Raw genomic sequence first — 26,346 nt, 5'->3', positions numbered from 1 at the left:
CTTTATATTCATGTGCAATTACAGTAATACCCGTAATCTCACGCTTGGTTTCGCTCATATATAATTTGTAGTCCTTGTAAGGTCAGAAGAGGATTAACGATCTGGATGGATTTGGATTCGGAAGAAATAAGCTCTGCCAAACCGCCTGTTGCTACAACGGTAGGAGATGAAGCAAATTCTTCACGCATACGATCAACGATTCCATCTGCTTGACCAGCAAAGCCAAATATACTGCCTGCTTGCATGGACGTAACTGTATTACGGCCTACTGTCGTTTTTGGTCGCACGAGGTCAATACGTGGCAATTTAGCCGCATGCTGATAAAGTGCCTCCATTGAAATTCCAATCCCTGGTGCAATAGCGCAGCCTAATAAATGACCCGCTTCATCGATATAATCGAAGGTTGTAGCCGTCCCAAAATCAACAATAATTAACGGAGCTCCGTAAAGCTCGATTCCTGCAATTGCATTTACAATCCGATCTGCCCCCATTTCACGAGGATTTTCAATTCTTATGTTTAAGCCTGTTTTGATCCCAGGCCCAACAATCAAAGGGGTTTTCTTTAAATATTTAGTACTCACTCGCTCCAACGTAAACATGAGAGGCGGCACCACGGAAGAGATAATCACACCTTCAATCTCATCTACACGAATCCCAGCTATCTGAAACAAATTAAAGATCATAATTCCATATTCATCCGTAGTTGCTGAACGGTTCGTGCTTAGGCGCCAGTGATGCAGAAGGTCCTTACCTTTATAGACACCTAAAACAATGTTCGTGTTACCAACATCTACAACAAAAATCATCGTTGTGTCACCTTCTGTTCATTCAAATCTAAACTAATGTCTAATGCATGAACAGAATAGGTTAACCTACCTACTGATATAATATCCACACCTGATGCTGCAATAGCTTGAATGGTCTCCAAGGTAACTGTACCCGAAGCTTCTACAAGAATATGCGGAGCTTTATTTTTAATGATATCTACTGCTTGGCGCATGTCCTCTGGCAGCATATTATCCAACATAATAATATCTGGCCCTGCATTTAAAGCTTCATGCAATTGCTCAAAGCTTTCGACTTCAATTTCAATTTTCATCGTATGGGGAATGGAATTCCTCGCAGCCTCAATAGCAATGGCAATCCCGCCTGAACCTTTAATATGGTTATCTTTGATCATAACGGCATCATATAAACCAAAACGATGATTATGGCCTCCACCTACACGGACCGCATATTTCTCTAACAAGCGGTGTCCAGGTGTTGTTTTGCGAGTGTCGACTAGTCTCACCTTGTAATCCTTTATTGCGTCCACATACTGATGTGTTCTTGTTGCAATGCCAGAAAGACGCTGCATTAAATTAAGCGCTAACCGCTCGCCTAGCAAGATGCTTCGTGTATTTCCTTGAACTTCTGCTATGATAGTTCCTTTTTCGACAAAGCTGCCTTCTTGTACTTTCGCTGTAAACTTCAAGCCAGGGTCAACCACTCCGAATACAGCCTCTGCCACAGGCAAGCCCGCGAGAATTCCCGATTCTTTAACATGTATGATAGCTTTCGATTGCTGGTCGGATGGTATGGTTGTTAAGCTTGTGATATCCCCATTACCGATATCTTCTTCCAACCAAAGACGAATGGATTGTTGAATGGCAGAACGATTTAATTCATACATCATCAATGTGCTCCTCTATAACACCGTGCTCACGGTTAAATACAATATGTTTACGCCAAACCAAGTCATCTCTTTCCGGGAAATCTATCCGGAAGTGACCGCCGCGGCTTTCTTCACGCCTAAGTGCAGCCTGCATCGTCAACATAGCGCATGTCAGCAGGTTAGCAAATTCATATTCTTCACGTTTCGTTAGGATAGATTCAAAAATTTGTAGCTGGCGACACAGCTCTTCATGGCCTTTTTCCAAACCTTTTGCAGTGCGGACCAATCCAGCATAGCGCAGCATAATTTTTTGCAGCTTTAAGCGTTTTTCAACAATCGGCTGTTTAAGCTGCTCTAATCGATGTGTTGTTGAACTAAACTCTGGCGTTTGCCCAACAGGATCCAGCTTAGCGATTTCGTCAATAATTCTTCGTCCGAATACGATCGCTTCTGATAACGAATTGCTCGCAAGGCGATTTGCCCCGTGAACACCCGTGGATGATACTTCGCCGCATGCATACAAGCGATTAACCGAAGTTTCTCCATGTAGGCCCGTTTTTACTCCACCCATCATATAATGAGCAGCAGGAGCGACTGGAACCCAGTCTGTAGTTAAATCGAGACCATATTTCAGACATTGCTCATAAATAGTCGGAAAACGATGCTTTATCTTTTCTGCTGATTCATGTGTAATATCTATGTAAATAAATGTAGATTTGGTAAGCTCCATCTCGGAAACAATTGCAAGGGCAACAACATCACGTGGAGCAAGCTCCAGCTGCGGGTGGTAACGATCCATAAACCGCTCGCCTTTAATGTTGCGCAGTACAGCGCCTTCCCCGCGAACTGCTTCAGAAATCAAAAACCGCGGCGCACCTGGATAACACAATACCGTAGGGTGGAATTGAATAAATTCAACATCGCGAATTTCCGCTCCTGCCCGATAAGCTATGGATATCCCATCTGCAGTCGCGATTTCTGGATTAGTTGTATATCTGTATAGCTGCCCAGCTCCGCCTGAACATAGAATGGTCGCATCGCCTAAGGCAAGCACCTTAGTACCATCTGGCTTCTGCACCAAAGCTCCATAACAATCATTATCCTGCGTAATTAAATCGATAACAAAATGATCATCCCAAACCTCAATATTCGGATGCAGCATAGCTTTCTCGGATAAAGCACGCACAATTTCAAAGCCGGTTGCATCTCCATGCGCATGCAGAATTCGACGTTGGCTGTGTGCCCCTTCTTTCGTTAAAGCAAGCTCACCATTCTCAAAATCAAATTGGGTACCCATTCGAATCAGCTCTCGAACACACTCTGGTCCTTCGTGAACCAAAATTTCAACGGCATCGTGGGAACATAAGCCAGCGCCAGCAATTAGTGTATCTTGTCGGTGATACGCAAAGGAATCCTCGTCAGAAATAACGGCAGCGATCCCGCCTTGTGCATATCGCGTATTGCTTTCTAACAATGATTTTTTGGTAATCATTAATACTTTCTTGGTTTCCGCAGCACGAATGGCGGTAAATAACCCGGCAATGCCTACACCGATAACGATAACATCGGCATAAACACGCGGGGTTTCTTTAAAATCAATATCGGATAAATAACGTGGAATCAAATGCATTCACCATTTTCTATTATTCTCTCTTATAAGTTGAAAAATAACGCATGTTACTTCACAAGTAACATGCGCTCTAAAGATGCTCTAGCTTGATCTGCAACGTGCGGTGGTACATAAATTTGCGGCGAGAGGGTTTCCAAGCATTTCGCCACTTTCTTCAAGTTATTGACCTTCATATTGGGACAGACCAAGTATTTGGTCGCAAAGTGAAATTGTTTATTCGGGCTGTCTTGACGCAATTGAAAACCAGTTCCGTCTTCCGTACCAACGATAAACTCTTGGCAAGGTGATTCCTTGCAATACTTGAGAATCCCGGTAGTACTTCCCACGAAGTCACCTAGCTTAACCACTTCAGGGCGGCATTCTGGATGAACCACAAATTCTGCGTTCGGGTATTGTGCTCTCATTTCAGCAACATCCTTAACTGTAAGCATGTCGTGAGTATTGCAATAACCTTCCCAGAGAATCATCTTCTTTTTAGTGAATTTCTGAACGTAATCGCCCAAATTCTTATCTGGAACCCAAATCACTTCATCCGAATCCACAGACTCCACTACTTTAATTGCATTAGCAGAGGTACAGCATATATCCGTTTCGGATTTAACTTCTGCCGAAGTATTAATATAAGCAACAACCTTTGCGTTCGGGTGTTTCTTCTTCAGTGCGCGCAACCCATCTACATTTACCATGTCAGCCATAGGGCATCCCGCACGTTCGTCCGGAATTAGTACCATCTTATTAGGGGCGAGAATCTTTGCGCTTTCTCCCATAAAATGAACCCCACAGAAAACAATCACATCTGCATCTGTCGTTGCTGCTTTTTGTGCTAATAGAAAGGAATCACCGCGAAAATCAGCAATATCCTGGATTTCATCTCGTTGATAATAATGAGCTAAAATGATGGCATTTCGTTCCTTCTTAAGTTGCAGAATGCGCTCTTTCAGCTCCCGATTTTGTTCAGCTTTTCTTTCCAGTGCTAAGGCTTCCAAACAAATCCACTCCTCTCTGAGCATTGACACTCATTATACCACTTTCATTTTTCATAAGAAAGCCGGATTTCATTAGAATGTTATGGGGGAGCTATAAGAAATTTATATAGCTGGATTTGTTGAACTAAGAACAATCTCACTCTTCGAGTGATTAACCGTTGAGAAATTTTAGATCGTTGCAGATCTACATGTTGGTTCCAGCCGCTCTTGAAATTGCATCCTTTTTTATTGAAATAAAACAAGTGGTAACGATGCAATATTCAAAGGCGGCACGTAAACTTTCCACTCAACATGTAAATCTTCCACTTTTGGTTTCTCAACCGTTTTACTTCGACTAAGTGAGCTTTATTCTAAAGCTCCCCCTTCACTTCATTCTTAGAAAAGTGGTAGGCAGCTAAAATCCGGCCACACAGAATCGTGTTAGCCGGATCGTATTGGAAGGCTTATTAAGCTTCGGTTGGATCTTTATCGTCTTTAGGACCTTTCTCGTCCTTAGCTTCGTTCTCATCTTTCTTTTCCCGCTCGAATTCAAGCTTGTTCGCATCCGCCTGTTGATCTTGGCTTTGAATGGTCACTTTAGGCTCATCTTCTTTCACAGGATCAGCAGCTAATAAAGCTGCTTTTGCGCTATCCAATGCATCTAAGCTGCCTGTTTCGATCAACTGAACGATTTGATCTTTATCCAAAGTTTCTCTTACCAACAAAGTGTTGGCAATCAGCGCTACTTGGTCCGCATACTTAGTCAGAATTTCTCTAGCACGTTCGTAACAAGCACGTGTTATGACTTGCATTTCTTGGTCAATTTCAAATGCAATCGCATCACTGTAGTTCTGCTCATGTCCGAAATCACGTCCCAAGAAAACTTGGCCTTGCTGCGCTTGACCGAATTGCATAGGTCCAAGCTTATCGCTCATTCCATATTCAACAATCATTCTACGTACAATAGCTGTAGCTTTACGGAAGTCATCATGTGCGCCTGTACCGATTTCACCAATGAATAGTTCCTCAGAAACACGACCGCCCAATAAACCAGTAACCGTATCTAACAACTCTGACTTAGTCACTACTAAAGGATCTTCACTGTCTTTAGGAAGCATCATCACATATCCGCCTGCGCGGCCTCTTGGGACAATAGTAACCTTGTGCACCATGTGTGCGTTTCTTTCGTGATAACCAATAATCGCATGACCCGCTTCATGAAAGGCCACTGTCTTCTTATCACGATCGCTAACAACACGGCTCTTCTTCTGAGTCCCCACAATTATGCGGTCAAAAGCTTCTTCAACCTCGCTCATCGATATATCCTTGCGGCTTCTTCTTGCTGCGATAAGAGCTGCTTCATTTAGAAGGTTTTCCAAATCCGCACCTGTAAATCCAATGGTGTAACGAGCTAATGTATCAAGCTTCACATCTTTAGCAAATGGCTTGTTGCGTGCATGTACCTTAAGAACAGCTTCACGTCCTTTAACATCTGGACGATCTACAGTAATTTGTCTGTCGAAACGACCTGGACGAAGCAAAGCCGGATCTAGAATATCTGGACGGTTAGTAGCAGCGACAATAATGATACCTTCATTAGCGCCAAATCCATCCATCTCAACTAGCAATTGATTGAGCGTTTGCTCACGTTCATCATGTCCACCACCTAAACCTGCGCCACGTTGACGGCCAACCGCATCAATTTCATCGATGAAGATAATACAAGGTGCATTCTTCTTAGCATTCTCGAATAGATCACGAACACGAGAAGCTCCCACACCAACGAACATTTCCACAAAGTCAGAACCGCTTATACTAAAGAATGGTACGCCAGCTTCTCCTGCTACAGCACGTGCTAGCAAGGTTTTACCTGTACCTGGAGGACCGACTAGCAAGACCCCTTTAGGAATTCTTGCACCAACTGCTGCGAATTTACGTGGATCCTTGAGGAATTCAACAACTTCAATAAGCTCTTGTTTCTCCTCATCTGCTCCCGCTACATCCTCGAAGGTGACTTTCTTCTTTTCTTCATTGTAAAGTCTGGCTCGGCTTTTGCCGAAATTCATCACTTTACCGCCGCCGCCCTGTGCTTGGTTCAATAAGAAGAAGAACAGGATGAAAATAATGACGAACGGAATGATCGAAGTAAGGAAAGAAATCCAGATGCTATCGCCAGCCATTTTCTCAACATCAATGATTTCGATTTTACTCTCGTCTAGGATATCAAAAACCTTATCTGTAAAGGGTAACCGGGATTTAAAAACCTTTCCAGAATCATATTCCCCTTTTACTAAATAAGTATAGCCTTCAAATTTAACAACAACTTTATGGATTTTCTTGTCTGGCGATGTAGCTGTTGCTGACTCAGCAAGTTGAATACGGAACTCACTATAAGGAAGCACTGTTTCAGCTTCATTCTGACTGCTAATGAACTTGACGATTCCAATCACAACTAAAAAAATAAGTAGATAAAACCCAGTATTGCGGAGGACACGGTTCATCCTCTACCCCCTCTCAAGCGGCGCGCTTCGTTAGTTTGAATACACTTTTTCTTTTAAAATACCGATGTATGGAAGGTTCCGATACTTCTCAGCATAATCTAATCCATAGCCGACCACAAAAGCATCCGGCAGTGTATATCCTTTATAATCCGGTTCAAGATCGACTGTTCTTCTAGCTGGTTTATCAAATAAAGTTACAACAGCAATAGAAAGTGCATTTCTTCTCTCTAATACGTCGATTAGGTAGCTAAGCGTTAACCCGCTGTCGATGATGTCTTCAACAATCATCACATCGCGACCTTCAACTGGAATATCCAAGTCCTTGATAATTTTCACAACGCCTGAAGATTTGGTTGTTACTCCATAACTAGACACTGCCATAAAATCAATTTCAAGCGGAATATCCATCGCTTTAACTAAATCTGCCATGAAAATAAATGCACCTTTGAGTACGCAAATGACGAGTAAGTTACGTCCTGCATAGTCAGCTGTGATTTGTTTCCCTAGCTCCTTGACCTTTAATTGAATTTCTTCTTCTGTGAACAGTATTTCTTGAATGTCTTTATGCAACAATGACGCCTCCTACTTTGTTCTATGAAGCTCCATACATAATAACTGCGTTGTAGTGGATGATGCAATCGCATGTACAGAACGGCGAAAGCCTGGAATCCATAAAACTCGCTTCGCTGCATCTACGATCAGAGGAACCTGATTGCGCAGGCGCAGGGGAAGTTTAGCATCAATGAAGATATCTTTTACTTTTTTGGAGCCATTTAAACCGTGGATCTCCATGCGGTCTCCATCTTGCCGACTGCGTACTTCTAAGGGGAAATTCACTAAATCTAAATCAAAATAAGCTGTTTCATGCGAACGAGATAGCTTTGGTTGGCTTCTATCGGCAGCATTGGAGACCGATACAAAGTAACTTAAAAGCATCCCATCGGGAAGTTCCATCTTGCCTTCTCCCGATTCAAGGCTAAACTGATAACCACTCGACACAGTGGAGGTTAGTCGAAAGTACATTTGCTCATACTCTCTTGTAAATATAATATTAGCACCTAAACTTAAAGATAAAGTTGTTGGAGTATCCTGCGTAATAGCATAACGTACTTTTTCTGTCGTTAAAAAGTCGAATGAACTCGCATTTGGAGCAAGATAGCTTAATATTAATTTAATCAATCGCCTTTGTAAAGCTGGGTGCAATAAGGCAAATCCACTTCTCGGCAATCGTATACCATTTGTTGCTTCGACGACTAGCTTCTGATAAGCCGCATCTACCTCCTGCTTAAGATAATCATCTTCCAGCCCAATCACATCCGCCAAACGATTTAAAGCTTCCGGAAGCTGCGGATTATATTGCTTTAATAAGGGAATCAGTTCGTTTCGAATTTGATTACGAACATATTTATTATGTGTGTTGCTACTATCCATACAGAAGCTTAATCCTTGCTGCTCGCAGTGTTGTAGCACTTCCGACTTGTATATACGTAGAAGCGGACGAATTAGTTCCACATTTTTTACCCATCGCCTAATCGGGATTCCTGTTAATCCTAAAGTGCCTGTTCCGCGTATCATCCGCATCAAAATGGTTTCCGCTTGATCATCCGCATGATGGGCTAAAGCAATACGTCTTGCCTGATATTTATTAGCTACTTCTAACAAAAAATCATATCTTAGCTCCCTTGCAGCAGCTTGTCCATTCATGTTAGTTTCTTTAATATAATCGGGGACATTAATCACACCCATTTCAAATGGCAGCCCCAGCTGTCGCGCATACGCTGCCACAAATTCAGCTTCACCATCTGATTCTTCTCCACGAAATTGATGATTGACGTGAGCCACGACCAACCGCCATTTATTAGCTTCTGCAAGCAAAAAAAGGATATGCAGTAAAGCCATCGAATCAGGTCCGCCTGACACAGCGACAACGATGCTATCCTCCACATCCAGCAAATGCTCATCTTTAATTATTTGATCTACTTTATGAATTAAGGCCATTTCTAGAAATCCCTTCATGAGTAGAAGTACCAGACAGATATGAATAAAACCACAGAAGCAATAAAACCTGCTTGAATCCAAACTAGCGTATTCCCTTTGACAGGCTTTGATGGGAAGGGCTTCCCACGCTTGTAGAATAAAGCTTTCCAGGCAGCATAAGCCTGAATCGATGAAGTAAATTCACCATCTAAAGCCTTGCGTAAAAAAGGCACATACACCTGCAGCTCATTATTCGGCTCCTGCTGAAGCTTCTCTTTAAGCAAATCAAGGGTACGATTCTGTGGCAGCAGATGTCTCGAAAACCAATCATGAGCATGGTCAGAAAGCTGCATAAAAAGGATAGCAAAAGCAAATACATCATAAGCCTCATCGGCAATGCGCGTTCCTGCGCCCCAATAGCCACGGTCATATATCTCTGTAAATTGTTTAACGGCCCGCCCTTTTTGGGTGACCCCGCCAAAATCAATTAATTCTACTGCGCCATAGTCACTCACTAGAATATTTTCCATTTTTATATCGCCAAAAACAAAGCCATTCGCATGAAGGTAGGTCAGCTTCTTTAAGAGATGAAGTCCCAGCAGCCCAAGCCACTTCTCTCCTTTAACCTGCACAAAATCAGTGATCTTCAAGCCTTTTATGTATTTCATTACATAGAAGGGGTAGTCTTTACCCCCGCTATGATAGTCGTCTACATCAATAAGAAAGCGATTAAATGGGCTGTCACTTTTGGTTAACTGCTTCAAAACATTAACTTCAGATTGATGATCGACCGGATCAAATCCAAGCTTCATAGCAAAAAAAGCCGATCCTTTTTTAACAAGATAGACTTTTCCATTCTCGCCTTCGCCTAAACTACGTTCAACGCGATATAGGTTCTCGTTCCATTTCCCTTTAACCATGGTGCCGGTCGTTAGGTTTGCATCAAACGACGTAGTCACTTAACATCCCATCCTTGTCGCTATGCGAAGTATCATCCTTCACATGCTTCGTACTAGAGCGATGCTCTTGAATATATCGAATCACTTGAAGTAATGCGGGTCCCGTAGGTGTCATCCCCTTCATGTTTAATTTATAGAATAAATTCGGCAATTTTGCAAGCTCCTGCGTCCAACCTGTATCCATTTGTGCTTCTTCAGACTTCTCCATTGCTGGAAAGTGAAAGACAGCCAGTTCACTTTTTCCCAGTCTTGCTTGCAAGCTAAGCAGTAAATCCTGCATGGCGTCCTGTACGGCAGGAAGCTTAGATTTCATACTTAAACTCGTATCGATGAGCAAGGCAATTTGCAAATCTGAGGTTTCACTTAACTCATCAATGGTTTGCACTACCTGTGCGCGCTTACTGGGATGCAAGGATTCCAAATCGGGTATTCCCATGATCTGACGCAGCTCTTTATTCACTACCTGCTGGATGGTATGTGAAACTGTTTTTCGAGTCACCATCTGCATAGTCTGCGATAAGAGCTGACTTCGTACAATTCGGCTTATGCCTCCACCTGCTTTAGCGATGTCGCTTATTTCAACCGTGCCTTTTTGACCTAGCTCACCATTATCCATTACTCCAATTACATTTACCACAATACCCTCAGCCAGGGCATGAGCCGCAGCAACAACTGGACTCATCCCCTCGTTGGAGCAACCGTCCGTAACCAAAATGATTTGTCTCATCATACGCTCATCCCTCACCAAAACTAGATTTTTATCTCTAGCTTTCCCGAGAATGCGAGCCCGTAAACGTTAGCCGCGATAAACCTCGCCCAATTTTCTTTGTTTTTCTAAGGATGGGTTCAGCTGATTTTCAATACGCGCAATAACTAGATAAACCATTTCCACTAGAAGAAATCCAGCTAATGCATCCATCATGGCATGTTGTTTCACAAATAAGGTTGATAAAATAATTAAGCTAGACATCCCATAGATAAGTGTTTGATTAATGCGGTTCTTGAATGAGCTTTTGTAAATGGCTTTCATCACTAAATAACAGGAAAAGCAATGAATACTAGGAAAACAGTTATAAGGTAAATCACGGTTGTATACATATTGCGTTAACCGTGTAAATACATCATCTCCAACTAGATTAGGACGAGGGACTGTCGTTTGAAAGAAGGTATAAATAAAATAACATAGGAGTGCACAAAGTGTGTAGATCAATAAGGTTCTATAATAGACTTTAATCTCTTTAATAAAAAAATAAATCAAACAAATATAAATATAAAAAATCCAAATGGAATACGGCAGTACAAAGAAACGTACAAATGGGATGGCATTATCCGCATTAGTCATTAAACTGTATACAGTCACCTTTGGTTGATTGACCCAATGATATAGCATTCCTAAGAATGGAAATATCAGCATAGTCAATATGGGAACTATACGTTTTATAAAGCGATTCAAAACTCACAACTCCCCCTGCTTTAACAAAAAAGCATTTTTATTTTTCTAAAAAAAATCAAACCCCTATGCTTTATTTAATTCTTAAATCCCCCAAAGCGCTACATATTCACCCGAACAAAAATACCAAATTATTCCTAAACACAATTCTATCAAAATCTAACCCGTGTGTCATGTATATTTTATCTCTATATTGCTAACAGACAACAATAATAAGTGGCCCGTTAGCAATCTAATAAATGCAAAAAAAAGCCAACGCCCTCCACAATTTAATGGGACAGCTGCTTGACTTTAATTCCCATACTTATATAAAGTTCCGCTAGCTTACTGTCTTCGGGCGTTCAATTTGATTCATAACAGGCCAGCGAAGCGCCGACCATTCGGGCTGGTAACGCTCTATTTTGGCAACTATGACGGTCATGTCATCGATGATTTCACCATCTAAATGCCGCACAATCCGCTCCAATAAGCAATCCGCCATCTCCTGCGGGCTTTCAACGGCAATTTCTTGAATCATTCGTTTCATCCAGAGATCTTTATTCATCGCGTAGCCCGGAGCATCATAAATCCCATCTGTCATCATGATCAGAATATCGCCAGGCAGCAGCTGAATGCGCAGTAAATCCACTTCAATCTCATGCATAATCCCTACTGGGAGGTTGTTTGCTGCAACTTGAATGACTTCCCCGCCTCTTCTAATAAAGCTTGGAGTAGAGCCAATTTTTAAGAATGTAGTCGATGCATTATATAAATCAATCAATGCCATATCCACGGTAGCAAACATTTCGTCGACCGATCGCAGCATAAGCACTGAATTTACAGACTTTATTGCCAAACGTTCATCCATCCCCGACTGCAGCAGCTGCTGCAGAACAGCTAAGGCCGTACTGCTTTCCATACTGGCTCGCTCGCCATTACCCATCCCATCACTAAGTGCGACAGCAAATTTACCATTGCCCAATTCCTTCGTGCTAAAGCTGTCACCTGACAACAGATCACCACCCTTAGCCGCACCCGCTACTCCTGTTTCCACTCCATATTGTCTCATTGAACCAAACGTAACGGTATAAAAGGCTTCCCCCTTATCGGAGAATTGCTCTTTTTTCACTACAATATTCTCGCCAAGTATATCAGATAATAAAGGGGCAATAATCTTACGGCACTCATCAAAGCCTTTCAAATATTGGTGAACAATCTCAATTTCCACCTTGCCCATCTCCAGGTTAATCACATCAATCCCTGCAATGGCTAAGCCCATCTGCTGCAATGCTTCGCGAATTTGATCCTCCTGCAGTACCATCTCTTGACCTTCACGTTTAATTTCCTTAGCTAAATCCTCCATGACCTGTGAAACACCATCTAGCTGATCCGATACTAGCTTACGACTCTCAACGACTTGTTTGCGCCAATGTAAATTATTGCAGTAGATCTCATATTGCCGCTTCATTTCCACTAGCACCTGATCAGGCTTAATACATGCCTTTTTCCAGCTTGGTTGAATATCACGCTTGTCCAGCTTGCGTCCAGCTTCAAGTCCAAGAATTATTTCCATCATAAATCCATAGGTTTGATTGTATTTCCCTTCCCAGCACTCTTTGCGCTTCCAGCAGGTTGCACATGTCTTATTGGCTACTTCATTCATTAGATGTCCATCTTCGATCTCTCGTTTGACAGCCTCACCTTGGACTGCAATCTGTTTAAAGCTATTAGAAAGCATACGGAATACTTCAGAGAATTGCTCGACCTTACTAGCAGTTAGATCTCTTACCCGTCTCGCATATTCATACTGAGATCTCATATTTTCCTTTGTTCCCGGTATATATTTGGCCAATGTTCGGGGCAGTGAGCGCGACATCAGCATAAATATTACGATAGCCGCCAACGATTCCCAGGTAGAGGCTATGATGTTTGTTTTATCTCCAATGTAAATAGAAAGTATAGATGCCCCTAACAGCATACCCAAGGCGACAGCCAGCTTGCCACCTTCTTTCAATAGACCTGCTAACATGCCTGCAAAAGCCAGCAAACTAATTTGAATGACTGCATTAGTATCTGCCAAGCTTAAGATTAAGCCTGTTATTACACCAACCGACGCACCTAAAGGAGCACCGCCCACAATCGCAAACAATAGGATCAAAAAGCGAGATAACACATGCTCTACGGAGACAGAACCAATCATCCATCCCACAGTCCCCGTCATAACGGAAGCGAGTAGAATAATTAAACAAACAATTTCCTCATTCTTCAAGCCTTGCTTCTTCCAAGAGAGTGTGAATACCGAGACCGCTTGCATAAAAATCAATGTTAAAATTAGGCTTAACAAGCCTTCGACCGTTGTGATCAATAATGTATACCAGCTTAAGCCCACTTGAACCAAATAAGCGAACAGCTGGACTAGAAAAACAGCTACAAACGAGAGGATAGGTACATAGGAGATATCCGCTTTCTCATACTTTTCCAAGCCCTTTTGCAGCAAAATAAACACTAGCATCTCTGTAACAATATAACCGGTATGGATTTGAGGCGAGCATAAACTGCCTACAATAATCGCCATAGTCATCCAATTTAACCAAGCCTTGCGTGAATAATAAACTACCGCGAAGAAAGCTATTGCGAATGGATACAAGTCTTCCAAAATCGTTGCTCTTCCTAGTAAAAACGCCATAACCATCCATAGAATAAAGCCTCTTCTTAATATCCATGTCTGAACTAGCTTGTTAATCTTCATTTTCCTCAAGACACCACCCTACCCATTCGTGTGTCCCTATTATAAGTACAATCTCTTATAAAGTTTGTCGCTTTACGGTTGGTGGCTTAAAGAAACTTTCGACAAAAAAAAAGCCTCCGTAAACGGAGACTTGGTCTAAATATATCATAACGTTATATTGGTAGCGGCAGAGGGGCTCGAACCCCCGACCTTTCGGGTATGAACCGAACGCTCTAGCCAGCTGAGCTACGCCGCCTTATAATGACATGGTTTATTTCATAGCCAAACGTGCTGCTAGTCGCGTCTTGCGCCTCTACCACCGCGTTTGCCTTCCGTATTCTTCTTCAGGGATGAGATGCGTTCTTCGCTGTCTTTCAAGAAACGAGAAACTTTATCCTCAAATGTCGGCTTGCCAGCTGGAGCACCTTTATTAAAGCCGCCACGACCACCACGATCGCCGCCACCTCCACCGCCGCCACGATTGAATCCACCGCCACCACCACCGCCGCCAGAACTGGGACGATCGCTGCTGCCTTCTCTTCTACCTTCTCCACTGCTGCTTGGACGGAATCCAGCAGGACGCTCAGGGCGTGCAGGACGCTCTGGTGCCGGAGGTTTATCAACGGTTTGCTTAATGGATAACCCAATCTTGCCATCTTTATCCACATTGATCACTTTAACTAAAACTTTATCCTCAAGTTTCAGATGATCATTTACGTCTTTTACATAATTATCTGCAATCTCCGAAATATGAACCAATCCTGTGCCGCCCTCAGGAAGCTCTACAAAAGCTCCAAAATGAGTAATACCGGTCACTTTTCCTTCTAACTTACTGCCGACTTCTATTGCCATAAAGTAAAATGTTCCTCCCTTAATTATTAAAAAAGATGGGTACTGCAAATATAGCTGAAGCATAAAACAAGGTCAATCGTGCTTATATGCAACATTTCATTTTAAGGGTTCGTCTTGGGAAGTTCGAACGTCGTTTCCCCCGATTTGCCGAGATTAAGTTGCGTACGCATAATCTCCTCTCTATATTCGGGATCGTTTAAACGTGCAACTTCCTTAATCATCGTCGCTTTCGTTTGCTCCACAGCCGTTTTCTGCACCAGCAGCGCATTCATTTTACCTGTCTTATCGTTAAGTTTACCCGATTGGTCCCATACTGTAATTCCTGCCCATATGAGCAAGCACACTATGATAAAAATCAGCATACGAATACGGCGGCGCATGCCTGAATCCGATGACAGTGGTCTATTAAGTGTCTGGTCTCGAGACATGATTGTGTGCAGCCTCCTACGACAAATGAAATAATCTTTGGATGATTCTGATTAACCTACGCGTTAAAAACTGCAAAGGGTATGACAATTGTAGCATAAGTTTATAAAAGAAAATAGTCAACACCTTGAAAAAACCAAAAAATATCGTTAAGATGCTATAAAATAATTGCACGGGTCTAACTATGAGCAGGTTCCATAGCCATTCTAACCCCTTAATTAGGTTAAAAACGAATTGAATAACCAATTTGCTAAACCACTTATAATATAAATAAATACCCAGGATCAATGCAACAAATATAAAAAATCTAAGTTGTCCATAATTACTGTAATAAAGCACTCGAAATACAGCCACAGCAGCAATTAGCCCATACATGATATCCAAGATGGAGATTATCCAACGACTTAGTTTAAGTTTATCCGTTAGTACGCGATAAATATCAAAAAACACACCTAATCCCAGACCGCAGCCTATCATCAGAGCCATAGTTAAAAACTGGTGGTTTAGATTCATTTAAACAACTTGCCTAGCAAACCTTTGGAGCCACTTTGAGCATTGGTTAGCTGGTAAGCTAATTCATCAATAGTCCCCTCAATAGCCACCAGGCCCTGCTCCAGGCTTAAATTTTTAATATGTAAATTCTGGCCTTTGATTTTCAGGGTTCCACATTCCGTCTCCAATAAAAATTGCACGCTATTGAAGCTTTCTACCTTGGTTACCCCAGATATCTCCAACAGCTTACGATTGAGCATTTTAATTTCCTGTCTCTTGACTTTAACTGGATCCAACATTTCACTCACCTCTTGATAAACTTTATGGGGGGATGTCCAATTTTAGAACAAAAAAGCTGACCTAAGTAGAATAATCTACTTCAGTCAGCTTCCTCCACAAACCTTATTCGGTTTTATGAGATTCTTCCAGCAAGACCGTATACATCAAAGCAGCTTCGTCCTTCTTGGTCGTTTCCACAATACGCTCTACAAGAACAGTAATGCTTTTCTGGCCAAAACGTACTTTAAGCTGATCTCCGACTTTAACCGTACTGCTTGCTTTGGCTTCTCTCTCGTTAATCCACACTCTGCCTTGGTCTGAAACATCCTTAGCCACCGTGCGTCTCTTGATCAAACGAGAAACCTTTAAAAACTTGTCTAAACGCATTATTTTACAGCTTCTTTAAGCTTAGCGCCTGCTTTGAATGCAGGAACGGTTGATTCAGCGATTGTGATTTCTTTACCTGTTTGTGGGTTGCGTCCTGTGCGTCCTGAACGTTTGCGAGTTTCAAAAGTGCCGAAGCCAATTAGTTGTACTTTATCGCCAGTTGATAATGCATCTGTAACTTCACCTAAAAATCCGTTAAGCACAGCTTCGACATCTTTCTTCGACAAGCCGCTTTTTTTTGCAATGTTGTTAACCAAATCCGTTTTGTTTACCATTGAAAAATACCTCCTAGATAATTTAAATTCCTATTGATACAGTGGACATCCCTTATGTATTCTTTATTTTACAAGGAAATCCTGCTAAGCGCCTAGCTTTTTCAAAAAAAACTTTTCGTTTCCTGCCAATATTGTTCCATTTCTATTAAATCAGTTTGGTCGAAAGTTACGTTTTTTAAACGTAATTGCTCCTCGATATAACAAAATCTGCGTATAAATTTATTATTCGTTAAAGCAACTGCCTCTTCAGGATCCAATTTGAGAAATCGTGCTAGATTTACTATAGAGAATAATAGATCGCCTAGCTCCGCTTTCTGAGCGTCCACTTCACTAGATTTGGCAATTTCCGCCTTTAATTCAGCTAGTTCTTCATCGATCTTGGCAATCACGTCATCTATATTTGTGAAATCAAAACCAACCTGAGCGGCTTTCTTTTGCAGCTTCCATGCTTTTAGCAGCCCCGAGAAATCCCGAGGAATCCCGGACAGAATCGAAACATGCTCCAAGTCGATCCCTTTCTGGCGCTTTTCCTCTTGTTTGATTTGCTGCCAATGAACCAAAGCTTCTTCCGAATTGCCTGCAGATCGTGTGCCAAAAACATGAGGATGACGGCGAATCAACTTCTCATTAAGGCCTTGAACTACGTCATAGACGTTAAAAGCTCCTGTTTCATCTTCCAGCTGTGCATGAAGCATGACCTGCAGCAGCAAATCGCCTAGTTCTTCACACATAGCATCAGGATCATCGTCATCAATCGTCTCGAGCACCTCACACGCTTCTTCAATCAAGTTCTTGCGTAAGCTGGCATGAGTTTGCTCGCGGTCCCAAGGACAGCCCTCTGGGCTCCGTAAAATGCTAACTATTTCCTGCAAGCGGCCAAAGGAGCGATTCTGCAAGCTTTCTTCTACACTGCGCGGAATCCAAACCAGAGACAAATTACCGTAGCCCTGCACACGATCTAGCTCGTATAAAGGGATCGTTTGAATACTTTCTTCACCTGCGACCCCCAAAGCATGTCCCACGACCACTGGAAAATCATCCGGATACCAAGCCATTAAGCCCAGCTTAACATCTGACGCGGTAAAAGTATCATAAACTTGGGCGACTATCGTATGGATACGCGGGTTAAAAGGATTATCCAAGGGCTGAGAGCCATCCAATAATTGAAACCCTTCAATAGGATCAAAACCAAAGCGTAAAAAGGCTTGGTCCAGGAAGCTTTCACCCCCGAGGAATTGAAGCTCAATGCCTTCATCTGGACACTTCTGTTTAAGTAATTGCGAGGTCTGTTCGGCAACCATTGGGTGACCCGGTACCGCGTATATTATTTCCTGCTTATGCTCATGCACGGCTGCAATTAACTTATCTGTGATGGTCTCATAGACATCTGAGAAAGCATTATTTTGCTCGTAAATGTGATCAAATGATTGGAATGGGAGATTATTCTCTTGCAGCAGCCGAATAGCAGGATGTTCAGCCGTTCTAACATAAATGTGCGAGCTTATCTGCAGTTTGCGCCAAATCCCTAAGGTAAGCTGGTCTTCACTGCCTGAACCGAGACCGACAACTGTAATCTTCAAAGACATAAGTAATAGCTCCTTTTTATTTAAATTAACATATATGAACACAGTGTTCGCGATGCTCTAAGGTTAGAGCAAGCGAAGCCTTTGAATAAACGGAAGCACCTTCGATTCAAAGCCTGGGATTAGCAGAAGGTCCATCTTGGTAATTGCCTTTAATCGCAGTAACATTACAAAGTAAGTAATGGCTGCTAAAACAATTGCAACCAGCCCCACTAGCGTCTCCATGATCCGGTAAGATAAATCTACGAAAATGTGTGTAAAGAGCCATTCCAAACCTTCTATGGAACCCCACAATACCGCACACATGACGCCAATAGCAATTAGCGGACGCTTTAGCTGCACAAGTGCTAGCCCCGTTTGCGTACTCTTGCGTAAATCCCATAGATTCAAGAAGCATGCAGCTCCAAAAGCAATCACAGCGGCAATTGCGGCTCCCCGGATACCGTATATGGGCACGAGAACTAGATTTAGAATCACCTTAAGGACTGCCGCGATTAATAAATTTCTCACAGGTGCCATAACTGCTCCTAGCCCTTGCAGTATACTGCCAGATACAACGTTGATGGAGCTAAGCACTGCTGTAAAGGCAATAATCGATATCACTTGCCAGCCTTCCGCTGACTTGTAAAGCATCACATTAATCGGCAATGCTGCTGTTGCTAACCCAAAGGATGCTGCCAAGCCGATCAGCCATGTCATTCGTAAGGCCTGTTCCGTACGAGTACGAATTGCTAGATCCTGTCTTCGGAGTTTGGCTTCTGCTATCGAGGGAACCAGCGCAACAGACATGGAGGTTGCAATCATCGCAATGAGCTGGACAAGGGGTAATCCGTGATTATATATACCGAAGAGATGCATGGCACCACTTTCTGAAAGCCCATCTGATTTCAACAGACGCGGCATAGTAAAGGTGTCCACTAAGGTTAGAATGGGTAGTACGATCGAACCTAAACAAATAGGCAACGCATATCGCAGAAATTGTCGAATGATTGACGCAGCACTCTCTCTGATCGGAGGAATCACATCCAGGATTAAGCTAATTTTTCCCTCACGCCTCCAATAATAAATCATGACTAGCCCACCTGCGATAGCGCCAGCTACAGACCCGAAGGTCGCTCCTGCTGCAATTGTCCCTTTATCATAACCCAATCTTGTAAAATATAAGAGCAAACCAACCATCATGATAACTCGGAATAGCTGTTCAATCATTTGAGAAATTGCTGTTGGCACCATATTCTGCAAGCCCTGAAAATAGCCTCGCAGGCCCGCGATAAAGGGTACAAGCAATAATGCAAATGAAATACTTTTGATTGCAGCCGCAGAAGATTCAATACCTATCAACCACGCAAACCAATCGGCTCCATAATATAGTAAGCCAAAAAACAGAATTCCCAATACAAATAGGACCCAAGTGGCCAATCGCAGAACACGTTTAGCTTCACTGAGTTGACCTAGAACTGTACGTTCTGCAACAAACTTGGAAATAGCAATTGGCAATCCTGCTGTAGCCAAAGTTAAAATAAGTATGTAGAGAGGATAAACCGCATTGTATATGCCAAATACCTCATCTCCTGCAATATTCTGCAGCGGGATTTTTTGCATTGTGCCTAATAATTTCGAGACAATTGCAGCTATCCCGAGAATAGCGGCCCCTTTCAGGAGGCTAATGCCTACAGCACTTTGGTTGGATTGGTCGTTCATTGTATTTCCTTTCATTTCCCACGTTGCCCCTATTATAGCTTACTTACACACAATTAAAAAAGCTTCCTGGCGAGAAGGTAAGTTTACCCTCAAGCTGGAAGCCTATTTGATCCTGCTTAAATTTACTGCTCCATTTGTTTAGCTAAAAAGCCCGCAGCCGTTTCAGCCATCTTCACTTCCATGTTCCCCATTTTCATGCCTTCCTCTTTACTAATGAGAATTACGGACCCAATGGGATCTCCGCCAGCGATTATAGGTGCAACGGTAATAGAACTGTAGGTTTCCGATAAATCTTTAATGATCTCATATTGCCCAGGTGTCGCTTCCATTGCGGCTTTACGACCTTCCATACACCCTTCTACAAGCATGCCTATTTGCTTGTCCATATAGTCCTTTTTGGAAGCTCCAGAAACCGCAATAATGTTATCGCGATCCGAAATCATGGTGATATGCCCCGTGCCTTCAGAGATGGATTCTGCGTATTCCTTAGCAAAGTCCCCTAATTCACCGATGGGGGAATACTTCTTGAGTATGACCTCACCATCCCGATCTACAAAAATCTCCAAAGGATCCCCTTCGCGAATTCTCAATGTGCGTCTTATTTCCTTAGGAATTACTACTCTGCCTAAATCATCTATTCTTCGAACAATACCTGTTGCTTTCATTTCTCTTGATGCCTCACTTTCATTGGAAATGTACTACTCCTAGTATGATCTGTTTGTTTCAGCTTCATCCATATTCATCTAATAATTATCACAATAAGCGGTTCCTTAGCCATTTATATAACAAAAAACAGGACCCTTTTTAAAGGTGCCCTGTTCTCGCGAATATTATTTTTTATTTAACTGGCGTTGCTGAAGGTGAAGCTTCTGTTGACGGTGCCGGTGTAGCTACAGGCGTTGGTACTGGTGTTGGAATATTAGATTTGTATTCATTTTTTGGTAATTCTTCTAACATAAACTTTTGCAGCAAGTCCGATGCTAAGCTTTGCTTAATCGGTTCTTTGATTTCTGCTAATGTTTTAGTTTTTCTGGACTCTACCTTCATAATGTGATAACCGAATTCAGTAGCAATGGGATCACTTATGGTGTTTAAAGGAAGAGTTGCTGCGGCATCCCTAAATTCAGCGACAAATTTACTGATTTCTGCATCCACATATTGCCCGCCTGATTCTTTAGAGCCTGCATCATCTGTATATTTTTTGGCAAGGGTAGCAAAATCGCCGCCTTTGGTTAGCTGATCTTTAACATCTGTTGCTAATTTTAAAGCCTCATCTTTGGTACGAAGCTCTTTAACCCCAGTTTGATCTGCGGGATCCTTGGTTGCAATAAGAATGTGATTTAATGTTGCCGTAATTAAGCTGGTCGGGTTTTCTTTAAGCACTTTATCATAAAAGTCTTGAGCTTCCTTATCTGTTACCCGACTAACCATTTCAAATTGAGGAACGGCTTGTAAAGTAATAAACGCTTCCAAATCCTCGGATTTTAAGTTTGCCTCTTTTAGAGCTGTTTCAAATTGTGTCTTTTGGTCACCAGTCAAAGCTTTAAGTGTAGCCATTTGATCTTTTACCGCTTTGCTTCCTTCGGTTTTGGCCTTTTCTGACGCAGTGGCTGATATAAGTCTAAAAGTAATGATTCGTTTTAATGTTTCCTCTTGGTATTCAGGGATGTCTTTGTATTGGGCAACCTGTGGATCTGAAAACACAGAAACCGCAATAAACTTGTTCAGGTCTCCATAGGTAACTTGTCCACCTTTGTAAACGGCAGCAATATCTTTATCTTTATGACCTGGGGTTGCAGCAGGCCCTGCAGATGCTCCCGGTGCTATTGATGCTCCTGGTTCAGCGGACGCAACCACATCGTCCTTCTCTTTTCCGCAAGCGCTTAACATCGTAACGATCATAACCAGAATAAGCAATATCGACCAGCTAGCTTGTCTTTTTTTATTATTTGGCAACATTTTGCAACTCTCCTTTTGTTTTAAGTACATCTTGATAGCCGTGCAGGAATCTCTCCAATAATTGGACAGCTTGATCTGCAGCTAGATTCTTGCAGCGTAATTCTATAAGGATATGTGGACCTGGAATGACCTTTAATCTGCCCTCAAATTGAGTAGATAGCGCTACCAGTTTTTTCCCATCGATATTCCCACTTTGCTCTGTATGGATTTTAATCTGGTAATCATCCCCTTTTTGACTTATCGATTCAATGGCATACAAGGATCCGTAAACTTTAATTCTTGCAACCGCCAGCAAGTTATCAACCGCTGCAGGCAAATCTCCGAATCGATCAACCAATTCCTCATGCAGGTCCGCCACTTCTTCTATAGTTGTTAAATTAACTACTTTTTTATAAATCTCAATCTTCTGCATACTATCATAAATGTAGTCCGAAGGTAAATAGGCATCAATTTGCAGCTCTAGCAATGTACTCCATGGTTTGGCTTCTACCTTGGCTTCACCGCCCATTTCCGCTTTACGCGTGGCGATTTCTTGTGCGAGCATTTGCGAATAAAGATCAAAGCCAACAGAAGCAATAAACCCATGCTGCTCCGCTCCCAATAAATTACCTGCTCCGCGAATAGATAAATCTCGCATAGCAATTTTGAACCCGGAACCCAGCTCAGTAAACTCTTTGATCGCCTGCAGCCGCTTCTCCGCAACTTCATTTAATATTTTATCCCGTTGGTAAGTAAAATAGGCATAAGCAATTCTATTGGACCGACCGACACGTCCACGCAGCTGATAGAGTTGGGACAGCCCCATCTTATCTGCATCATGAACAATCAGCGTATTTACATTGGGTATATCCACGCCTGTTTCAATAATACTCGTACTAACCAAGACATCATATTCGCCTTCCAGAAAGTCGAGAATCGTGCGCTCTAGCTCTTGTTCAGGCATTTGACCGTGGGCTACAGCTACTCTGGCATCGGGAACAAGCATGGAAAGCTGCTCTGCAATCTGATGTATGCCTTGGACACGATTGAATAAATAGTAGACTTGCCCTTCGCGAGCCAGCTCTCGCTCAATCGCTTCTCTGGCCAAAGCAAAGCTGTGCTCGACGACATAGGTTTGCACCGGAAAACGATTCTCCGGAGGCGTTTCAATCACGGACAGATCCCTAACACCTAACATAGACATATGCAGAGTTCTCGGGATCGGTGTAGCTGTTAGAGTGAGAACATCCACATCCATCTTCAACCGTTTAAGTTTTTCTTTATGGGAGACGCCAAAACGCTGTTCTTCATCTACGATCAGCAAACCCAATTCTTTAAATTGAATATCACTGGAAAGCAACCGATGTGTGCCGATGACGACATCGACTGTCCCTTTTTTAATCCCTTTGATCGTCTCGGTTTGCTCTTTTTTGGAGCGAAAACGGCTGAGCACTTGGATTTGGATTGGATAACCGGAGAATCGCTCGCGAAATGTTGCATAGTGCTGTTGAGCCAGAATCGTAGTAGGTACAAGCACAGCGACTTGTTTGCCATCAATAGAAGCTTTAAAAGCTGCACGTATGGCGACTTCCGTTTTCCCATAACCCACATCGCCGCATAATAAACGATCCATCGGACGTGGTTTTTCCATATCTTTCTTGATCTCGTCAATGGCGCGCAATTGGTCTCTTGTTTCATCGTATGGAAACAAGTCTTCAAACTCACTTTGATAAGGGGTATCCGGATTAAATCCATAACCGGTTGTTGCTTGGCGTTCCGCGTAGAGCTGAATCAATTCATCAGCAATATCCTTGACTGTTGAACGAACCTTACTCTTAACCCGTGCCCAGTCGGATCCGCCTAATTTATAAACCTTAGGCTCTTTCTCTTCCGATCCCACATATTTTTGAATCAAATCAAACTGGTCAATAGGTACAGACAGCTTATCGCCACCCGCATAAAGAATATGCAAGTAATCCTTGTGCATCCCGTTGATTTCTAAGGTGCCAATGCCTATGTACTTACCAATCCCATGATTGACATGAACAACATGATCGCCGACCTTCAATTCTTGATAATTCTTAATCCGCTCTGCATTTTCAATTTTTTTATCCATCTTCCGAACCTTGCGTTGCTTTTGAGTAAATAATTCCCCTTCGGTTACAACAACAAGCCGAATAGAAGGCAGCTCAAACCCGCTTTGCAAATTGCCATTTAACAGAATAGGCTCATCAATTTGATAATCCTGCAGAATACGCTTAATCCGCTCCATCCGCTCATCACCGTTAGTGAGCAGCAATACGGTACAGCCTGTTTTCTTCCAACGGTCCATTTCCGCTTTGAGTAAATTCATCTGCCCATGGAAATTCTGCATCGAGCGGCACATAAAGTTTACGATATTCTGCGGCTGAGTTTGCGGTACCTGACGCAAGAAAAGCGAGAGATAGAGTGTCGGAAATGGCTTGCGATGCAATAGGGTATCGTAAGTTTTAGCCATCACAAAAGAAGGCAAGCATTTACCCTCTTGCAATAGGTTGGTTATTAATTCAGCTTCATCCCGCTCCATCTGCTTCGAGGTTTCCAGTAAACGCGCTGGTTCATCAATCAAGAGCAAGCTATCTTTAGCTACATAATCTAGCAAGGTTTGCCGTTCCGGGTACAACAAAGAAATGTATTTATAAATGCTGGGAAAGTGGTGATGCTGTTCCAGCTGCGCTATTTCATGGCCAATTTCTTCTTTTAGCTTAGTCTTCGCTTGTTTATCGGTCATTTTCTCTAATTGCTGCTGCAATAGCTCCGATGCATGCTGTGCCGCGTTCTTATACCTTCTTTGATCGGCTATTATTTCTTTGCAGGGAAGAATGGTTAGATTAGTTAACTTCTCGATCGAGCGCTGATCCACAACATCAAAGCTGCGTATAGAGTCAACCTCTACATCAAAAAGCTCTATTCGATATGGAGTCTCTGCAGTCAGCGGAAATACGTCAATAATGCCTCCACGCACACTCATTTCACCTTTGGCTTCAACTCTTTCAACTCGTTCATAGCCGATTTCCGTCATTTTCAATAAGAAATCTTCAACCTGCAAAGTTTCCCCAACGGAAATATGGATTTGTGCTTCTGTGTAAATCTCACTTAGAGGAAGCAGCTTCCTCAATCCGGCAAAAGGGGTAATAAAAATACCACGAAAGCCGCTCGCCAATCTACTTAATGCGTCGATTCGTTGAGCTAGAAGCTCTGGGCTAGCAATAGCCGCTTCTGTTAACATCAATTCTTGTGCAGGGTATAACAGAACTTCTTCCGCAGAAAGACATTCAATTAGATCTTCGGCAATCTTCTGGGCAGAGAACATATTATGTGTGAGAATCACGATAGGCTGGTTAAGCTGCTCTTTCATTGCACTTATCATGACTTGTCGTGATGAACCGGACAACCCTGAAACGAGCTGCTCCCGCATACCCGATTTGAACCCTGAAACGATCGTTTGAAAATCCATATCCTCTGAAAAAGCTTTAATTAATTGCTTCAAGTAGTCCACCCCTTCCATCCATCGAAAAAGAAGCCAAGGCTTAGCTGCCAAGGCCATATATTATGCATTTACAACTTGTTATTGCAATGGGCTACCAATTAACATTAGCTCCGGGTTAGCTTCTAAAGCCTCTCCGCAGTAATTGCAAACCACTTTGACTGTCACGTCGCCATTTAGGTTATACGATATTATATCGCTGCGTTCTTTTGGGGTCAAGAAATGAAAGCCTAATTGGTATTCACTTACTTGATTGCTCACAATTTCACCGATTGAAGTCTGGCAATATCGGCAAATATATTTTACTGACATTAGTATGCCTCCCTGCGTTTTCATATACCAAATTTACTTTAACAGCAATTGCCTGTTCGTTGTATTAGTATGCCCGCTTATGAATAAAATAAGCGAGGAAAACGCTAAAAACCACTTTAGCCATTAAATTTAGCCATAGTTTGTTCAAATGGATGCTCCAAGCTGAAATGCATAGCCTCTGCGCTTAGCTCAACGAATGGCTTGAGCTGTTTAACTTCATCTTTTAGAAAACCGGATAATACATAGTCTGCGATGTCATAACCTGGTTTCGGTCTTGAAACACCCATGCGAATCCGATTAAATGTTTGGGTCCCCGTATGCTGGATTAAAGATTTAATCCCATTATGGCCGCCTGCGCTTCCTTGATAACGCAGTCTAACTTGTCCAAACAACGTATCCAAATCATCGTAGATGACGATCATATCCTTCAACTCGGCTTTATAGAAATCCATAAATGCACGCACGGATTCTCCAGAGAGATTCATGTAAGTCATCGGTTTAAGCAGCATGACCTTAGTCCCTTTGACATTTCCCTCCCCAACCAATCCCTTGCATTTACTTGATTTAAATGAAATCCCTGCTTGCTCTGCAAAATAATCCAATGCCATAAATCCAATGTTATGCCGAGTTGATGCATATTCACTCCCTGGATTTCCCAAACCTACAAACCATTTCATAAAACCACCCTTTTCTTACCCATAAAAAAAATTTTTTTTTAATTTGGAATACTTT

At 42.4% G+C, this 26,346-nt stretch carries 24 protein-coding genes and 1 tRNA gene; all 25 read right to left on the bottom strand.

Annotated elements, in window-relative coordinates; translation table 11 throughout:
* Positions 1-38: 38 nt before the first annotated feature.
* Positions 39-806 carry a type III pantothenate kinase gene (locus EHS13_RS01625; RefSeq protein ID WP_155698702.1) on the bottom strand — a complete coding sequence of 256 codons (768 nt, stop codon included), beginning with the start codon at positions 804-806 and terminating at the stop codon, positions 39-41.
* Complete coding sequence (nadC, locus tag EHS13_RS01620) at positions 803-1,672, bottom strand: carboxylating nicotinate-nucleotide diphosphorylase (RefSeq protein WP_155705189.1); 870 nt, start codon at positions 1,670-1,672, stop codon at positions 803-805. Before nadC ends, EHS13_RS01625 begins: the two co-directional genes overlap by 4 nt.
* Positions 1,665-3,278 carry an L-aspartate oxidase gene (gene nadB, locus EHS13_RS01615; protein WP_155705188.1) on the bottom strand — a complete coding sequence of 538 codons (1,614 nt, stop codon included), beginning with the start codon at positions 3,276-3,278 and terminating at the stop codon, positions 1,665-1,667. Before nadB ends, nadC begins: the two co-directional genes overlap by 8 nt.
* Before the next feature lie 53 nt (positions 3,279-3,331).
* Positions 3,332-4,270, bottom strand: coding sequence for a quinolinate synthase NadA (gene nadA, locus EHS13_RS01610; RefSeq protein ID WP_155698701.1), 939 nt, complete (start codon positions 4,268-4,270; stop codon positions 3,332-3,334).
* A 446-nt stretch (positions 4,271-4,716) separates the two neighbouring features.
* Positions 4,717-6,750 (bottom strand): ATP-dependent zinc metalloprotease FtsH, encoded by a 2,034-nt coding sequence (ftsH, locus tag EHS13_RS01605; RefSeq protein ID WP_155698700.1) that lies wholly within the window; start codon positions 6,748-6,750, stop codon positions 4,717-4,719.
* A gap of 30 nt (positions 6,751-6,780) precedes the next feature.
* Positions 6,781-7,320, bottom strand: a complete 540-nt coding sequence (gene hpt, locus EHS13_RS01600; RefSeq protein WP_155698698.1) for a hypoxanthine phosphoribosyltransferase — start codon at positions 7,318-7,320, stop codon at positions 6,781-6,783.
* A gap of 12 nt (positions 7,321-7,332) precedes the next feature.
* The gene (tilS, locus tag EHS13_RS01595; RefSeq protein ID WP_155698696.1) at positions 7,333-8,766 is read right to left on the bottom strand and encodes a tRNA lysidine(34) synthetase TilS; all 1,434 of its coding nucleotides are present in this window, start codon (positions 8,764-8,766) and stop codon (positions 7,333-7,335) included.
* Complete coding sequence (locus EHS13_RS01590; RefSeq protein ID WP_227013748.1) at positions 8,763-9,686, bottom strand: protein kinase domain-containing protein; 924 nt, start codon at positions 9,684-9,686, stop codon at positions 8,763-8,765. Before EHS13_RS01590 ends, tilS begins: the two co-directional genes overlap by 4 nt.
* Positions 9,670-10,413, bottom strand: coding sequence for a vWA domain-containing protein (locus tag EHS13_RS01585; RefSeq protein ID WP_155705187.1), 744 nt, complete (start codon positions 10,411-10,413; stop codon positions 9,670-9,672). Before EHS13_RS01585 ends, EHS13_RS01590 begins: the two co-directional genes overlap by 17 nt.
* Positions 10,414-10,482: 69 nt before the next feature.
* Positions 10,483-11,139 carry a phosphatase PAP2 family protein gene (locus EHS13_RS01580; protein ID WP_155698695.1) on the bottom strand — a complete coding sequence of 219 codons (657 nt, stop codon included), beginning with the start codon at positions 11,137-11,139 and terminating at the stop codon, positions 10,483-10,485.
* Between the two features lie 316 nt (positions 11,140-11,455).
* The gene (gene spoIIE, locus EHS13_RS01575) at positions 11,456-13,864 is read right to left on the bottom strand and encodes a stage II sporulation protein E (protein ID WP_155698693.1); all 2,409 of its coding nucleotides are present in this window, start codon (positions 13,862-13,864) and stop codon (positions 11,456-11,458) included.
* A 158-nt stretch (positions 13,865-14,022) separates the two neighbouring features.
* Positions 14,023-14,099: transfer RNA gene (locus EHS13_RS01570), tRNA-Met, on the bottom strand.
* Positions 14,100-14,137: 38 nt separating this feature from the next.
* Positions 14,138-14,695, bottom strand: coding sequence for a S1 domain-containing RNA-binding protein (locus EHS13_RS01565; RefSeq protein ID WP_155698692.1), 558 nt, complete (start codon positions 14,693-14,695; stop codon positions 14,138-14,140).
* Positions 14,696-14,796: 101 nt separating this feature from the next.
* A complete protein-coding gene (locus EHS13_RS01560) occupies positions 14,797-15,123 on the bottom strand; it encodes an FtsB family cell division protein (RefSeq protein WP_155698690.1) in 327 nt (108 codons plus the stop codon).
* Positions 15,124-15,139: 16 nt separating this feature from the next.
* Entirely contained in the window at positions 15,140-15,634 is a 495-nt protein-coding gene (gene yabQ, locus EHS13_RS37450; protein WP_155698688.1) for a spore cortex biosynthesis protein YabQ, read from the bottom strand.
* On the bottom strand, positions 15,631-15,912 hold the full coding sequence (yabP, locus tag EHS13_RS01550; RefSeq protein ID WP_155698687.1) for a sporulation protein YabP: 282 nt from the start codon (positions 15,910-15,912) through the stop codon (positions 15,631-15,633). The genes yabQ and yabP overlap by 4 nt, the downstream gene beginning before the upstream one ends.
* Positions 15,913-16,015: 103 nt before the next feature.
* Positions 16,016-16,279 (bottom strand): RNA-binding S4 domain-containing protein, encoded by a 264-nt coding sequence (locus EHS13_RS01545; protein WP_155698685.1) that lies wholly within the window; start codon positions 16,277-16,279, stop codon positions 16,016-16,018.
* Positions 16,279-16,554 carry an HU family DNA-binding protein gene (locus EHS13_RS01540; RefSeq protein ID WP_155698684.1) on the bottom strand — a complete coding sequence of 92 codons (276 nt, stop codon included), beginning with the start codon at positions 16,552-16,554 and terminating at the stop codon, positions 16,279-16,281. The genes EHS13_RS01545 and EHS13_RS01540 overlap by 1 nt, the downstream gene beginning before the upstream one ends.
* Before the next feature lie 101 nt (positions 16,555-16,655).
* Entirely contained in the window at positions 16,656-18,140 is a 1,485-nt protein-coding gene (locus EHS13_RS01535; RefSeq protein ID WP_155698683.1) for a bifunctional methyltransferase/pyrophosphohydrolase YabN, read from the bottom strand.
* 63 nt (positions 18,141-18,203) lie between these two features.
* A complete protein-coding gene (locus EHS13_RS01530) occupies positions 18,204-19,853 on the bottom strand; it encodes a putative polysaccharide biosynthesis protein (protein WP_155698682.1) in 1,650 nt (549 codons plus the stop codon).
* A gap of 107 nt (positions 19,854-19,960) precedes the next feature.
* Positions 19,961-20,503 carry a stage V sporulation protein T gene (gene spoVT / locus EHS13_RS01525; RefSeq protein WP_155698681.1) on the bottom strand — a complete coding sequence of 181 codons (543 nt, stop codon included), beginning with the start codon at positions 20,501-20,503 and terminating at the stop codon, positions 19,961-19,963.
* A gap of 172 nt (positions 20,504-20,675) precedes the next feature.
* On the bottom strand, positions 20,676-21,797 hold the full coding sequence (locus tag EHS13_RS01520) for a peptidylprolyl isomerase (protein WP_162462918.1): 1,122 nt from the start codon (positions 21,795-21,797) through the stop codon (positions 20,676-20,678).
* Positions 21,784-25,305 carry a transcription-repair coupling factor gene (gene mfd, locus EHS13_RS01515; RefSeq protein ID WP_155698679.1) on the bottom strand — a complete coding sequence of 1,174 codons (3,522 nt, stop codon included), beginning with the start codon at positions 25,303-25,305 and terminating at the stop codon, positions 21,784-21,786. Before mfd ends, EHS13_RS01520 begins: the two co-directional genes overlap by 14 nt.
* A 78-nt stretch (positions 25,306-25,383) precedes the next feature.
* The gene (locus tag EHS13_RS01510) at positions 25,384-25,614 is read right to left on the bottom strand and encodes an anti-sigma-F factor Fin family protein (RefSeq protein ID WP_155698678.1); all 231 of its coding nucleotides are present in this window, start codon (positions 25,612-25,614) and stop codon (positions 25,384-25,386) included.
* A 116-nt stretch (positions 25,615-25,730) separates the two neighbouring features.
* The gene (gene pth / locus EHS13_RS01505) at positions 25,731-26,291 is read right to left on the bottom strand and encodes an aminoacyl-tRNA hydrolase (RefSeq protein WP_155698677.1); all 561 of its coding nucleotides are present in this window, start codon (positions 26,289-26,291) and stop codon (positions 25,731-25,733) included.
* Positions 26,292-26,346 lie beyond the last annotated feature (55 nt).

Origin of the sequence: Paenibacillus psychroresistens, from assembly GCF_009728935.1 — a bacterium.
GTDB lineage: Bacteria > Bacillota > Bacilli > Paenibacillales > NBRC-103111 > Paenibacillus_AC > Paenibacillus_AC psychroresistens.
The sequence above is the reverse complement of the archived record's forward strand: the minus strand, read 5'-3'. Positions and strand labels throughout refer to the sequence as shown.

Excerpts from the sequence above, each read along its gene's own strand:
- EHS13_RS01510 (WP_155698678.1), bottom strand. The coding sequence starts at position 25,614 with ATGTCAGTAAAATATATTTGCCGATATTGCCAGACTTCAATCGGTGAA.
- EHS13_RS01535 (WP_155698683.1), bottom strand. The coding sequence starts at position 18,140 with ATGTCTTTGAAGATTACAGTTGTCGGTCTCGGTTCAGGCAGTGAAGAC.
- EHS13_RS01540 (WP_155698684.1), bottom strand. The coding sequence starts at position 16,554 with ATGGTAAACAAAACGGATTTGGTTAACAACATTGCAAAAAAAAGCGGC.
- EHS13_RS01585 (WP_155705187.1), bottom strand. The coding sequence starts at position 10,413 with ATGAGACAAATCATTTTGGTTACGGACGGTTGCTCCAACGAGGGGATG.
- EHS13_RS01520 (WP_162462918.1), bottom strand. The coding sequence starts at position 21,797 with ATGTTGCCAAATAATAAAAAAAGACAAGCTAGCTGGTCGATATTGCTT.
- spoVT (WP_155698681.1), bottom strand. The coding sequence starts at position 20,503 with ATGAAAGCAACAGGTATTGTTCGAAGAATAGATGATTTAGGCAGAGTA.
- yabP (WP_155698687.1), bottom strand. The coding sequence starts at position 15,912 with ATGTTGGATCCAGTTAAAGTCAAGAGACAGGAAATTAAAATGCTCAAT.
- yabQ (WP_155698688.1), bottom strand. The coding sequence starts at position 15,634 with ATGAATCTAAACCACCAGTTTTTAACTATGGCTCTGATGATAGGCTGC.
- EHS13_RS01565 (WP_155698692.1), bottom strand. The coding sequence starts at position 14,695 with ATGGCAATAGAAGTCGGCAGTAAGTTAGAAGGAAAAGTGACCGGTATT.
- ftsH (WP_155698700.1), bottom strand. The coding sequence starts at position 6,750 with ATGAACCGTGTCCTCCGCAATACTGGGTTTTATCTACTTATTTTTTTA.
- tilS (WP_155698696.1), bottom strand. The coding sequence starts at position 8,766 with ATGAAGGGATTTCTAGAAATGGCCTTAATTCATAAAGTAGATCAAATA.
- pth (WP_155698677.1), bottom strand. The coding sequence starts at position 26,291 with ATGAAATGGTTTGTAGGTTTGGGAAATCCAGGGAGTGAATATGCATCA.
- EHS13_RS01560 (WP_155698690.1), bottom strand. The coding sequence starts at position 15,123 with ATGTCTCGAGACCAGACACTTAATAGACCACTGTCATCGGATTCAGGC.
- EHS13_RS01625 (WP_155698702.1), bottom strand. The coding sequence starts at position 806 with ATGATTTTTGTTGTAGATGTTGGTAACACGAACATTGTTTTAGGTGTC.
- nadC (WP_155705189.1), bottom strand. The coding sequence starts at position 1,672 with ATGTATGAATTAAATCGTTCTGCCATTCAACAATCCATTCGTCTTTGG.
- spoIIE (WP_155698693.1), bottom strand. The coding sequence starts at position 13,864 with ATGAAGATTAACAAGCTAGTTCAGACATGGATATTAAGAAGAGGCTTT.
- EHS13_RS01530 (WP_155698682.1), bottom strand. The coding sequence starts at position 19,853 with ATGAAAGGAAATACAATGAACGACCAATCCAACCAAAGTGCTGTAGGC.
- EHS13_RS01545 (WP_155698685.1), bottom strand. The coding sequence starts at position 16,279 with ATGCGTTTAGACAAGTTTTTAAAGGTTTCTCGTTTGATCAAGAGACGC.